The organism is Mucilaginibacter rubeus, assembly GCF_014643835.1.
GTDB lineage: Bacteria > Bacteroidota > Bacteroidia > Sphingobacteriales > Sphingobacteriaceae > Mucilaginibacter > Mucilaginibacter rubeus.
On sequence record NZ_BMKD01000005.1, the window covers coordinates 239,235 to 252,373 of the forward strand.

At 44.5% G+C, this 13,139-nt stretch carries 10 protein-coding genes; 5 read left to right on the forward strand and 5 right to left on the reverse strand.

From position 1 onward, the window contains the following. Nucleotides 1-20: 20 nt before the first annotated feature. From IEX80_RS17935 to IEX80_RS17955, 5 genes are read left to right on the forward strand one after another with little or no spacing between them, the layout of a single operon-like run. A complete protein-coding gene (locus IEX80_RS17935) occupies nt 21-1,775 on the forward strand; it encodes an FAD-binding protein (protein ID WP_188833668.1) in 1,755 nt (584 codons plus the stop codon). Then, nucleotides 1,768-2,625, forward strand: coding sequence for a methyltransferase domain-containing protein (locus IEX80_RS17940; protein ID WP_090532418.1), 858 nt, complete (start codon nt 1,768-1,770; stop codon nt 2,623-2,625). Before IEX80_RS17935 ends, IEX80_RS17940 begins: the two co-directional genes overlap by 8 nt. 2 nt (nt 2,626-2,627) lie before the next feature. After that, the gene (locus IEX80_RS17945; RefSeq protein WP_188833669.1) at nt 2,628-3,725 is read left to right on the forward strand and encodes a hypothetical protein; all 1,098 of its coding nucleotides are present in this window, start codon (nt 2,628-2,630) and stop codon (nt 3,723-3,725) included. 19 nt (nt 3,726-3,744) lie between these two features. Next, entirely contained in the window at nt 3,745-4,515 is a 771-nt protein-coding gene (locus IEX80_RS17950) for a hypothetical protein (protein WP_090532422.1), read from the forward strand. A 26-nt stretch (nt 4,516-4,541) separates the two neighbouring features. Further along, on the forward strand, nt 4,542-5,915 hold the full coding sequence (locus tag IEX80_RS17955; protein ID WP_176625977.1) for a leucine-rich repeat domain-containing protein: 1,374 nt from the start codon (nt 4,542-4,544) through the stop codon (nt 5,913-5,915). 344 nt (nt 5,916-6,259) lie between these two features. On the opposite strand, the gene prfH is transcribed toward IEX80_RS17955, so the two are convergent. The 5 genes from prfH to IEX80_RS17980 all read right to left on the reverse strand — a co-directional run bounded on the left by prfH (nt 6,260) and on the right by IEX80_RS17980 (nt 13,130). Next, complete coding sequence (gene prfH, locus IEX80_RS17960; RefSeq protein ID WP_188833670.1) at nt 6,260-6,874, reverse strand: peptide chain release factor H; 615 nt, start codon at nt 6,872-6,874, stop codon at nt 6,260-6,262. Nucleotides 6,875-6,876: 2 nt separating this feature from the next. Then, nucleotides 6,877-8,277, reverse strand: coding sequence for an RtcB family protein (locus tag IEX80_RS17965; protein WP_176625981.1), 1,401 nt, complete (start codon nt 8,275-8,277; stop codon nt 6,877-6,879). A 5-nt stretch (nt 8,278-8,282) separates the two neighbouring features. Further along, nucleotides 8,283-9,014, reverse strand: coding sequence for a hypothetical protein (locus IEX80_RS17970; RefSeq protein WP_090532428.1), 732 nt, complete (start codon nt 9,012-9,014; stop codon nt 8,283-8,285). A 458-nt stretch (nt 9,015-9,472) separates the two neighbouring features. Next, nucleotides 9,473-10,747, reverse strand: a complete 1,275-nt coding sequence (locus IEX80_RS17975; protein ID WP_090532430.1) for an alginate lyase family protein — start codon at nt 10,745-10,747, stop codon at nt 9,473-9,475. Nucleotides 10,748-11,048: 301 nt separating this feature from the next. Beyond that, nucleotides 11,049-13,130 (reverse strand): glycoside hydrolase family 43 protein, encoded by a 2,082-nt coding sequence (locus IEX80_RS17980; protein WP_090532432.1) that lies wholly within the window; start codon nt 13,128-13,130, stop codon nt 11,049-11,051. Nucleotides 13,131-13,139: the final 9 nt, after the last annotated feature.

The window sequence follows — 13,139 nt, forward strand, 5'->3', positions numbered from 1 at the left end:
GCGTATTGCCAAGACCATCCATGCGCCTGAAACAAAAACTACCTGTAACCTATCTGCTATTTACTTTTAACGGCCGCTTATCAAAAGGGGCTTTTTGGCTGGCTTCCCTGTTTTACTGGTGCACTTTTTACGTGTTGTACAACTTTTTATTGCTTGCTGGCGAAGGTGCTACGTTTATCCTATATCCTTTATTATTCTGGATCATTATAGCTACTTCTATTAAGCGCCTGCATGATCAGGGCTATTCAGGCTATTGGCTGTTTACTGTTTTAATACCCGTGCTTGGGCCATTATGGTTATTCTGGCGGTTAGGTTTCAAAAAAGGGGATTATACGCCAAACCAATACGGCCCGGTACCCGGGTCGGCGCCAGATTATTTGAAAAACGATGAAGGTAAAGAGATCCCCCACCTTAAAACCGATGAGCGTATTATTGACGATGTAACCCGGCTGAACCCCGTATTGGTTAGTAAAATTGCGCGTCCAACTTCGGTCGAAGAAATCTGCGAAATTGTTAAAAACGCTACCGGCGCTATCTCCGTAGGCGGCGGCCGTTTCAGCATGGGTGGACAAACAGCAAGCCCGCATAGTCTGCATATTGATATGCGCGGAATGAACAAAGTACTGGAGTTTTCAGCAGCAGATAAACTCATCAAAGTACAGACGGGTATCCGCTGGTGCGATATTCAGCAATATATTGATGAGTATGACCTGAGCATCAAGGTCATGCAAACCTATGCCAATTTCACGGTAGGCGGCGCATTGAGTGTTAATGCCCATGGGCGATATATGGGCATGGGGCCGGTTGTTTTATCAGTACGGTCAATTGATGTTGTGTTAGCCGATGGCTCGTTAGTGCATGCTACTAAAACAGAAAACCCGGAAGTATTCTTTGGCGCAATTGGCGGTTATAATGGCATTGGCGTTATCGTTCAGGCCGAACTCGAGTTAGCCGATAACCTGGCCATTAAACGAATTGATAAAAAAATGAAAGTTGAAGAATATAAAGATTACTTCTTCAAAACCATACGCGATAATTCACAGGTAGTTTTCCATAACGGCGATATCTACCCACCAAAATACACGCGTTTAAGAGCTGTAAGCTGGATAGAAACCACCGAAAAGCCGACAGTTAAAACCCGGCTGATGCCACTGAAAGAATCTTATCCACTGGAGCGGTATTTCCTGTGGGCGTTTACAGAAAGACCATTAGGCAAGCCTTACCGCGAGTTTATAATTGACCCTTTACTGTTTAGGGGCAAAAAGATCCACTGGCGCAACTACGAAGCCGGTTATGATGTGGCCGAACTGGAACCCAAATCACGAATCAACAGCACTTATGTATTATTGGAATACTTTGTTCCTGTTCAGCGCTTTGAGGAATTTGAACAAGCCATGGCCGAAATATTTATCCGTTTTAATGTTAACGTGCTTAATGTATCCATCAGACATGCCAAAGCCGATCCGGGCACCTACCTGGCATGGGCACGGGAAGAGGTATTTGCTTTTGTGGTTTATTACAAGCAACGCACAGATCCGGCATCTAAACATGCTGTTGCTGTATGGACCCGTGAGCTGGCTGATGCCGTAATTGCTGTAAACGGTGCTTATTATTTACCTTACCAGGTACATCCAACCGCGGCACAGTTTCATAAAGCATATCCTAACGCGCAAAAGTTATTCGACCTGAAAACCAAGCTTGATCCTGACTATAAATTCAGGAACATTTTTTGGGATACCTATTATCAACCATTAAAATCCAAAAGCAATGGCTAATACATCCGAATTTAAAGCAGTATTTAACGATACCAAATGGAGCGACGATTTTTACCGCTTTTTACAGGTGATATTTCATTTGTATCCCGAGGATAAATTCCATCAATTAATAAAAGAAGAAACCGCCATAGGCAAAACCGATGAGGAGATCTATAAATCAGTTCAAAGCAAATTGAAAAGCATTAAGCCATTCTTATCAGAACTGACTTATGCCTTGCCAGCGCTTAAAAAGCAAAAAAAAGAAATAGTCAGGCAAACACTGGGGTTATTGGGCGATGTTAAACAGATCTCGGGTTATGCCGAGATTGGTTCTACCGGTCGTTATATTAGTCAGCTAAGAAAAGAAATCAAGGTCACCGGCCCGATATATCTTATTAATGATCTCGCGCCAACCAATTCGCCGGGAGACATTATGGAGCGGGGGCAGCTGGGCAAGCTGGGCAATTTTGTGGATATTAATGGCTATAACCCAATTAGTAGTTTAACTATTCCTGATGCAAGCCTGGACGTGGTTACGTGCTATATTGGTTTACACCACTGCCCGGTAGCGAAGCTGGATGGGTTTGTGGAATCGATATACCGAATCCTACGGCCCGGCGGCTCGTTTGTTATCCGCGACCATAATGTTAAAACGCCAGAAATGGCCACCTTTGTTTCTTTGGTGCATACGGTATTTAATGTGGGATTGAACGAAACCTGGGAGTTTGAAGCCAGAGATTTTAAAAACTTCAAGTCCGCAGATGAATGGGCAGCCATTATTGAGCAGGCGGGATTTAAAGATGCCGGTAAACGAATACTACAAGATAAAGACCCATCCGATAATACCTTAATGTTGTTTACCAAAATATAGGCATGAAAAGGCTAAGGATACTGACATTAATTGCGCTGCTACTGGCTATCATAACTTTTGTTGTTAAAAACAGGAAGCCATCCACTGTGCCTGCCGGGAAGGGTTTATTGGTGGATAAAGCCTGGCTGTCAATCAATAAGCACCCGCTAACACCTCAGGCAGCCGTACGTCCGCCTGATCAAACTTTTCTGACCTACCCCGAATGGTTCCTGGTGTTTAGTCCGGCTGAACAGGCAGATTACTTTAAAACCCATACTTCAACCACCTTTCCATACCTGAAACATGTTGACCAGATGTGGGGTGGTTACGGTGTAATGTACGATCAGATTAAAGGAAATTTCCCTTTCAATACCGGCTACCATGTGATGATATGGGTAATAGCCGGCAGCACAACCGTTGAGTACGGTATCAAATCATTTTACGAGACCGTTATTGGCCGGGTGACCGATATCAGCCCCAACGAAGAAATGACCGCCGAAGATAAGTTTAACGCCGACTATGAATACAGCTATGTGAAATTTATTGAGGCGTTGCCATGGTACGAGTATGATTTTAACCATCAGCTTAAAATGTTGTGGAGCAGCACCTCTTTCTCCGGTCCGCATTTGCTGCGTAAACTGGAGAGGCGCTATTATCTAACCACCGAACTATTGGTTAAAAGTGGCTATGGCTGGTTGATTGGCCTCGGCACCAAATCGGCTTATGAAACAGCCTCGTTGCAAACAGCAGTAGTGATGGATAGGCTACCCACAGGGTTGGATACAACCGGATTTATGCATAATATAAAAGTATTGCCAAATGGTATGGTGCTGGCTAATTTACCCCGTTATGCTGAATTTAATACAGCGGTTAGTAAGCTGGCAAAAAATGGTGTTGGTTTTACTGAGATTGCCGGAAATGAAAGTGCTATTATGCTTACCGTTTTAACTGAAAAACCTTTAAATATAACCGCTAATTATAAAATACTATTTACTCAGCCAATCTTTACCAGGCCGGGCTTAAGCAGGGTTGCTTTAGTGACAACGGTGGGAAACCTTAGCTCGCTTGTAAGAACACTTAAACTAAAAGGAGTGACGATAGAGCATATTTATGATTATTAATTAATTCTTTCTACAACTTATGAAAGTTAACCTACTTATTATATTAATAGTATTTAGCCTCGAAAGTTGTTTAGGCCAAACTGATAAAAAGCTAATCAGTAACTGGAATACGCATCCAATTCCTACTAATCCGGACAGCCTCAGAAAATATGGTTTCTCTTTTCACGAATGGGCTGTCTATAAGAAAAACGATTCTGTTTTTGTGGTAGATAAGAAAGAACTTCCATCTCCTCAATTACCTTTTAAAATTAAAGTTAAAAAAGCTGATAGTCGTGACTTTGGAGGAAGGGCTTCAATCTTGAAAGTAGAAGATGGTTATTTAGTAGGCTTTTACAGAGGTGAATGGGGTGGTGCTCTATACTGGGTTTCAAGTGATGGTAAGAATTATTATAAAATATCAAGTCATGAGATAGTGCAGTTTATTAATAGAGGAGGCAAACAATACGCCATTGAAGGGCTTGCACACTTAGGAACCTCGGAAGGAAGCATTATTGAAATCTACAAACCAAATGATAAGTGGGCTGTGAGAGAACACTTAAAACTACCAACAGCACCAGAAGCTATCGCATTAGATCATCAAGATAACTTTATCATTATTACTTCTAAAAGTTTGTTAAAGGTAGGTCGAAATGCACAAATATTTTTTTTAGTAGATAAAGGATTATGGTACGCGGCTCTTTATCCCAATTCAATGGTTATCAGAAATAATATTATTTACGCAGGCATGCGCGCGGGAGTTTATCATTACGATCTGAGTACAGGGAAGGATTCCTGGTTGTTGCCATATTAGTATTAGCGATTCCAAGCTTGACAAAATTGAAAAGATCAAACATAACTCCGCTCAAAGCCCTTGCCATATTGGCCATCTGTTTAGGCCTTGCAATAATTTACTTCACCGGTGGGTTTGGACTGGGAATAGGGATATTGATGATGATAAGTTCAATATTACTTTATCTCATTAATTATTTTGCTTCCAAGACTAAACATTTTAAACTAATACAGATGGGAGTATCGGCAGTATATATTTTTACTGTTTCTTATTGTGCTTTGAAATGGCAGGAACATACAACTTTCATCTTCTCTAAAGCATCCAGGGGCGCAGCAGGGATAGTTTTCGGAATTCAAGGTTACCCTGCGCTGCCTCCAGCTTTTCTATGGACTAAAACTGTTACCATCCCGGATAGTGGTATTGTCATCACGTCTACAAAAGAGGAAGAGATGCCAACCTGGCAACGATACCGGTACTCCGATAGATCTGCAGTTGAAACGAATGACATTGAATGGAACCCAAACTTTCAATATCCATGTATTAAAAGCAAGGGAATAGTAAAGGCATGGTTATTTAGCAAAAGAGGGAAATCCGATTCATTAGCGCAGAAGCGTATAGTAGAAATTGTGAACAAAATTGATGCAGGCAAATTGAAAACCCTTTATACGTCTTCAGGAGTGCCAATTGTAATGGCTAATGAGGGAGCCTATCTAACTCTTCAAGGTGCCGGACTTGCTTACCTGCCCGATGCTGTCAGCACATTACCAATTAATACAATTTACCTCGCACAGAATAAATTTACAACAATACCCCCACAGCTTTATAAAATTAAATCACTTCATAGTATTTATTTGGGTGCAAACCCCATAAAGTCACTTCCTAATGATTTGCATAAAATGCGAGGGTTAAAAAGCCTGCTGGTAGGAAAAACGGAAATCCGCGAAATTAAAACTGATCTTTCAAACCTTGATAGTTTAGAGTATCTTGATATTTCTGGCAATAAATTGTTAATGTTTCCTGAAAAAATCAAGACTATTCCCCACCTAAAATGGCTTTCAATTGAAGAGAATGAGTTTAAAGATTTGGGCTTCGTAGATAATAAATTAAGTGGGCTTCAAACATTACAGGTTTATAGCAATAAGATCAAACGCATACCTGGCAATATTCGCTGTCTGTCAAATCTTAGAGAATTACTAATTTTTGATAACCAAATAGATAGTATCCCTAACTGTATAGGTTCGTTGGTTAATCTCGAAAAACTTGAAATTTGGAATAACCCACTTCGTTATATTTCTCCTGAAATCAAAAAATTAACAAAATTAAAAGAGATAAGATTGGATGACAATTACTTATCAAAAGAAGACAAGACACAGTTAAAGCAGTGGTTGCCGCATTGTGATATTCACTTTCAAACCAGATAAATAATTAATATGCTGGTGCTGTGTCGACAGTATCAATAGGGATCAGCCGATAGTTAATTTATTAACGAAACGGATGACAAGATACTTTCCGCTGGGACAAAACGTTTTGGCCAAAAACCTTACAAGTCTATTTTTCACGCAGATTGGGATTGGAACATATCAATAAAACTTACGGAAAGTGTTGTGCCGGTGTAGTACCCATAAAAAACAGGCTTTTAGAAATTAATCTAAAAGCCTGGTAATCGATATGTGGAGAATATCAGAGTGTTCAAAACCTCTAAAACAACAGCCAAACGCCGTTTTGAGGCTTTTACGAAAAAACCCGGTTACTTTTGCCGTCCGTTTTAAATTACTGCCCTGATGGTTTTAACCGGATTACCACGCTCCAGGGCGTTATGCTCCTGCCATTGACTTTGCTGCTGCTCTACCAATTTTTCTGTTTGCCAGATCAGTATTTTGGCTTCCAGCCGGGCTAAACAAAGCTTCTTGTTTTCGAGCTGCGACCGGCTATCCATTGCCATAACTTGCAGCCCCGATGGTAAATGTGTTCCCCGAACCGCGGTTTCCACCTTGTTTACATTTTGACCGCCTGGCCCCGACGAACGACAGGTTTCCAGCTTTACATCTTTAGGGTTCCATTGCATCAGTTCTTTTACGTCAAACACAGATACGCCTACAAACCAGTTTTTACGTTTATGGTATTTTCGATACGGACTTTGCGCTATCCATTGTATAGTGCCGGTCCATTCTTTTACAAAGGCATCCAGGTTATTACCTGTAGCCATCATCGTAGCGGATAGTAACGTGCCGTTTAACCCGCCGGCTTTGTTTTCCAGTACTTCAAGCTGAATGCCTTGCTGTTTGGCTTGCTTCAACATCAGGTTTTGTACGCGGGCTACAACCCGGCAGCATTCTGCCGGGCCTTTGCCTGAAGTGATTTGTATTATCATCTTTTTCATCACTACTCCTTATTCATTCGAACGATACGTGGATAAAACTTGCCCTGGATATCAACCAGGTCGCTTTGCACCGCCATTACGGCCTCGATATCCTTATAAGCTAAGGGGTTCTCTTCAACGGTACCGCCAATTAAGGTTACACCTGCATTGGTCAGCAACTTTTTCATGGCCGAAACCGTCATGCTGTCCTTAGCCTTTTGCCTGCTCATGGCCCGGCCCGCACCGTGCGATGCAGAGTATAATGCATCATTTGTGCCTTTGCCCGATACCAGGTAAGCCGGTGTGGTCATACTGCCGGGGATAATACCCAGCTCGCCTTGATGCGCCGGTGTCGCGCCTTTGCGATGGATAATAACATCCCGGCCGTCAGCCAATCGATCTTTCCAGGCAAAGTTGTGGTGGTTCTCTACCACGTGTAAAGCTTTCAAGCCTAAAGCCTTTAAAAGGTTGGCGTGTATGCGCTGGTGACAAGCTTTGGCGTAATCTCCGGCCAGGGTCATGGTTAACCAATATTCCTGGCCCGCCTCACTGTCCATATCCAACCAGGCCAGTTGCTGTGCGTGGCGCGGAAGTTTGCAGGTATTCATGGCTAACTGCGTGTACTGCCTCGCTATTGCCGAGCCTAAACCCCGGCTGCCTGAATGTGTTAACAAGGCCGTGTACTTTTTAGCGGGTAAACCTAAAGCGTTATCAGCCAAAAGTTCGATCTCGCCAAACTCCACAAAGTGGTTTCCGTTGCCCGAGGTGCCTAATTGCCGTACCGCCTTACTCCGCAGCGGTTTCAAAAATGGGACCTCATCAAATACCCTACTATCCAGCACTTCATGCTCCTGCCTTACATCCAGGCCTCCTTCCATACCAAAATGAGTATGATTTTTTAAGGCTTGTTTAATTTGATATTCAAACCGTTTTAGAAAACCGTCGCTCTCATCGATAATTGACAGCGCCATGCGGCAGCCAATATCCATACCTACAGCATAGGGAATTACCGCGTTGTTTGCAGCGAGTACCCCACCAATAGGCAAACCAAAACCCATGTGCGCGTCAGGCATTAATGCACCTTGAACGCTTACAGGCAGCATATTAGCCAGCTCCATTTGTTTTTTGGCCGATTGCTCAATGCCCTTGCCACCGTAAGTTTTGCAGTACACCGGTTCATCACGCAGTGCAAACGTTTTAAAGGATGGTGCATCCGTTTTGCCAATTACCTTTTCGGCTATCTTGCTTGTTAACTCATCATCCAGAAATGCTTCCGGATCGTTCTTAATATCCACCAATAGGTCCAGTAGCTGCTGCTTACTATGGTGCTTGAAATTTTTAGAGATTATACCAATAACCAGGCTTCGCAGCTGATCATTATGATAACCTATTTTACTTAAATCTTTTGTTCTTAAATTGCCCATGTGGGTTATGTTTCTAATTCCAGGTAACCTTCTTTACAGGCATACCTTGGTATGTTTTTAAATTTGTTAATGTATTTTGGCCGGTCGTTAAACTCATCTTTCCAGCGATAGCTCCGGCCACGGGTTAACAGGTTAATGCGCGGCCACAAGTGGTTGTTATCAATGTGTTCGTCTATCCACGCTAATTCCCTTTCAATATCCGCATCGATCATTTTAGTATGTGTTACCATATGCGGCGCTACCTTTAGCACATATCGCCAGGGCTCGGCAAACACGTATTTCACCTCGGTACGGTAGGTTTTAACATCAAAAGTTTCAACACGGGTAAAGCAAGTCTTTTCCTGTTCGGTTAAATTGATCCTGTTGATATCCCAGCTATGCTGCGACAATTCACGCAGTATTTGCGGTTTTGCCTGGTACACATAACGTTGTTTGCGTCGTTTTTTCCGTTTGAAGGATTTGTCCTGATGATATTCAACCGTGTTAATTTTCATTAGCAAGGCTTCATAAAAGTCATTCCCCGGGTTATGCTTCTGGTCATCCCGCAACACAAAAAAACGTTTCCAGCCACGTTGATACGGGTGTTCAAGCGCAACCATAGGCAAAAGCCTTCTTTGCTCCCTTAGTTCATCGCGCCGTTTGTGAAGCTGTATCAGTTGTTTATCCCGACCGGTTTTAACGAGCCGCCTTTTGCGCCGTGCCGATTTGATACAGCGCGGCCATTCATGTGTGTTCATCACACTTTCATTTAATTTTCCTGAATTTGATTTTTGATCTCAGTTCGTCCTTGAGTAAGGATATACCCTTGTTAGAGCGCTCAAAAAATCCAGTGAATTTGGGGGCAGGCAAAATAATGCACAGGTTACTGACGCAACCGTTTAATTATTTAATAAAATACAGGGTTTGCCTGCCTGATCAGGCAATGAGCGAAAGGGGCGATATGTAGATTTGCTCTGTCATGATTCCTTGATATTTAAAGATTAACAAATCAGGAATTGGATGCAAAGATAGAATTTAATTCGAAATATCAAGAAGCGGCTATTTAGTTTGCAGGTTTGGGCCGCAAAGTAGCTACAATTTCCATCGCCAGCGCTTGTTGTTTATGATTTAAACTGCGCGGATCTATTACCATAGGAAAGCACTGGCTTCGTCGGTATCTGACAAAGCCAGTGCAGCCTGTTTAGTTGTTTGTTGTTTAACGGGAGAAGGTCAGTGTGCCAAAACCTAATTGATCATAGCCGCCACTATTACCTCCGTAGTCACCGCCACCTCCTTCGGGGCGTACTTTAGTTGCAAATTGAGTAGTGTAAGTGGCTGTCTTTCCCTTTACTTTAACATAATAGTTATAAACAAGTTCCCAACCCGGGCGAACATTGCCCCGGCCTCCGCTTGAAATAACGGTTTGGTTTGAATTTTCACAGTTATTATAAGTTGTATAAGGGACAGTGTTGGTTGTATTGATGTTGTAAGCCGCGATATATTCGCTTACTCCCAAAAGTGGTGGGTTAACGTGGTTCCAGGGATTATAGTCGAAAAAGTTTTGCCCCTGGTTGTATAACATCTGGCAAAAAGTGCCAAAGAGCGGAACTTCCATGGTGGCGTGCCCCTGGTCTCTTCCGGCTTCCTGCGCCTGGTCCATTCCGTTGGGATAGGTAGCGGTGGTTACACGCCCTATATACGCTGTACCAACACCACTGTGCTGGTAATAATTGATAGCGTAATTAACTTTACTGATATCATCACAAAGAATGCCAATGGCCAGCACGGTACAAAGGTTTGACATATCCCAATTTAACCAGTAATGTGTTCCGCAGGTATTATTATGCCTCGCCAGGAAATCGCTTGATACGGGATAATACACATTAAGCATAAAGTTTTTGAAAGCGGTAAAATCGGTTGCCGACCAGCCACTGTAGCTACGCATAATTTCGGCCGCGTTGGCCCATTGGTAACCCTGCAGGCCGGCTGCAAGCTGTTTGTTACTATCGCCGTCAATCAGTTTGCATTTTGCCGCCCACGCGTTCATAATAGCTACGGCATTATTCCCGCAGGCGGTATCGCCCTTAATTTTCCAGCGTAATGCATTTTGATAAGCCGCGGCCGCGTCCTGGCAAGCCAGTATGTAATTCTCGCCCTTTCCGCTTGCCGCCTTCCCGCGCACAATAGTATCTACCGGCCTGGGAACATACGTAGCAGATGAATGGCCGTTAGCGACGAGCTTGTTCCAGCCGTCGAGCCAGGGTTGCGCCCCGGCATTTACTTTGGCCGTCATCCGGGCAAAATCCGCTGCCGAATGCAGCATTCCCGGGTGAACAATGGTTGTTACGCTACCCAACGAATATGACGTTAAATTTTTGCCTGCTACACTGTCTTTACCGCCGGTTGTTACGCTCTGAACAGATACCGGTTTGCTGCATCCGCACAGCGAGGCTATGACACAAATAGCCAATTGAATTGATTTACTTTTCATTTTGTAGATATAATTAAATTTAGTGAGCAATATTTTAGCTTATAATCTGAGCAAAACTCCATTATAAGACAATAAAGCAAATTGTTTATACTCTCCAGAATTAATATTAATCAAAAATTAAATTTTAAATCGAATTGGTGTTAAATCAAAAGGTTCACATTCCTGTGTTTATAGGTAAATAAGGGAGGGCACCGGTTCAAAAACAGCTAAGTTTTTTCACAGACAGGCATCGCTGGCCAAATGAAACAGCCGATAATTGCACCGTATAGGCCTGCATCATATAGGTAAACTTGTCGCGGGTTTATGGAGCAATTTCCTGCCAGCTGAAAACGGTACCATCTTTTTTGCCGGGCAGGGTTCCGGGCCAGTCGGCCCCATACAATTCGCCGGTATGGGGGTTCAGTCCCACAAAACGGTTGGTATGTAATGAGAGCAGCATGCACTGGCCTCGCAGCATATCCTGCCACAGCAGCAGGCTGGCGGCAGTTTCCTGTTGGCTGAGCCGAACATCGGCCGCCATACCCTGGCCGGTAATGGTTACAAAGCCGGCACCGTTCATGGCCTGCAGCACAACGCGGCCATTTCCCCGGTCAATCACCCTGAAATTGCAGCTCGTGTCTTTTTCGTTGGTCCGGTAACTCCGTCCGGGGACGAGCATGCCGTGGGGATCGGCCCATACCATGCGGCCGTCGGCCAGGTTGGTTAGTGTAATTGTTTTTCCGATGGGCAGGTTTGTGGATCGGTCAGCCAGGGGCTCCTTCAGTTCAAATTTACTGAATGCGGCATAGCCGCCTTCTTTATTTTGGGTATTATAGGCAAACAGCGCAAAACGGGTACCCTGGAATGTTTTTAACTGGTAAGGCAGGCGAATGGTATCGCCAAGGCTTTCAAACCCCGTTCCGTTAATGCTGTAGCTCAACCTGGCAATATCGTTATCAAAATCGCCAAAAGCCCGTAAGCTCACCTGCGGCGATTGTAGCGGCTTATCAATAGTTTGATGCTTATACTGGTCAAAAAAACGCAGCGTATACCCGTTACCCTCACGCAGTACGGCCACCCAGGCGTAAGGGATGTTCATCAGGCCTAAACCGGCGATATCTCCTTCCTTCAAGTGCGAGGCATCCAGGATTACTGTAGCTTCGCTCTCGGGGCCCACGCAGCGTTGGGTAAGTGTGTTGTGTGCCCATAAAAAATCTTTGGCGGGCAGGGTGTGCAGCTGTAGTTCGCCGGCTTTAAGTTTCCAGTGAGTGTTGATGGGGTTATGGTTCCATTGCCAGGCGGAAGCCAATTGGCCTGATTTAAAATCGTCGCTCCGCACGTAAGGGGCATGCGGTGCTGATGTGTTGTTAGGCTTAAACCAGGTTTTGGGCGAGCGGCCCAGGTTGCCCGCCAGGCCAAAGTAAGGCCAGCCATCCTGCCAGGTAACAGGCGAGAGGAACGTAGTGCGGCCCACCGACCTGAAGTCCATCATCGAAAAGCCCCACCACTTGCCATTTGGCATATCTACAATACCGCCCTGGTGCATGGGCACGGAGGCTAACAGCTGGTCATTACGCTTAACCATGGTCAGGTTTTCGGTGGGGGAAGGTGCGGGCGTGCCCTGGCCCATGTTGTTGGTAAACCAGCCCAGCGAAGTGCCCATGGTCTCTTTGGCGCTTATCACCGTAGTTTCGTAAGGGCCGTAGATATTGGCAGACCGGGCGCACTGCAAGCGGCCGCCATCGGCATTGGTGATGTAATATTTACCGTTGATTTTATAAAAATGGTTGCCTTCACCCATAGCCTCGGTTCGTGCGATGAGCAGCCTGTCGGTATTGGGTTCAAAGCCGCTAAAGTCGGGCTTGAGTTCAATCATTCTGATTTCGCTTTGCCCGTAAACGATGTAGATCCTGTTGTTTTCGAACAGAACCGAAAGGTCATAAACAGGCTTTTTAAGGTCGTATTGTTTCCAGGGGCCGGCCGCGCTTTTAGCGGTAAATACCTGCAGGCCGTGCCGGTTTATGTTGGAGAAAATATAAAATGTACCGTTGTGGTACCTGATACAGGGCGCCCAGATCCCCTGCCCATAAGCTTCTTTACCGTTGCGCAGGTTAAAATCATCGCTGTCGTCAAAACGCGGAAGTGCGTAACTCACCAGCCGCCAGTTCACCAAATCGGTAGAGTGCAGCACCGGCAGGCCCGGTACGCTATGCATGGTGGTACCTGTGATGTAGAAATCGTTATTTACCCGGATCAGGTCGGGATCTGAAAATTCGTCGTAGAACAACGGGTTGGTGTAGGTGCCGTTACCATTGTCGGCCGTCCAGGATTGCGCGGCGGCCGGGGCCGTGGTCAATATACTGTAAACGAGTAATAATTGCAGTGCGGATATTAAGCGTATCATCGGGTTGGT

Bases quoted from the DNA above. Each gene is read 5' to 3' on its own strand.
- IEX80_RS17975 (WP_090532430.1), bottom strand. From the start codon at position 10,747: ATGAAAAGTAAATCAATTCAATTGGCTATTTGTGTCATAGCCTCGCTG.
- IEX80_RS17980 (WP_090532432.1), bottom strand. From the start codon at position 13,130: ATGATACGCTTAATATCCGCACTGCAATTATTACTCGTTTACAGTATA.
- IEX80_RS17950 (WP_090532422.1), top strand. From the start codon at position 3,745: ATGAAAGTTAACCTACTTATTATATTAATAGTATTTAGCCTCGAAAGT.
- IEX80_RS17940 (WP_090532418.1), top strand. From the start codon at position 1,768: ATGGCTAATACATCCGAATTTAAAGCAGTATTTAACGATACCAAATGG.
- IEX80_RS17965 (WP_176625981.1), bottom strand. From the start codon at position 8,277: ATGGGCAATTTAAGAACAAAAGATTTAAGTAAAATAGGTTATCATAAT.
- IEX80_RS17945 (WP_188833669.1), top strand. From the start codon at position 2,628: ATGAAAAGGCTAAGGATACTGACATTAATTGCGCTGCTACTGGCTATC.
- IEX80_RS17970 (WP_090532428.1), bottom strand. From the start codon at position 9,014: ATGAACACACATGAATGGCCGCGCTGTATCAAATCGGCACGGCGCAAA.
- IEX80_RS17935 (WP_188833668.1), top strand. From the start codon at position 21: ATGCGCCTGAAACAAAAACTACCTGTAACCTATCTGCTATTTACTTTT.
- prfH (WP_188833670.1), bottom strand. From the start codon at position 6,874: ATGAAAAAGATGATAATACAAATCACTTCAGGCAAAGGCCCGGCAGAA.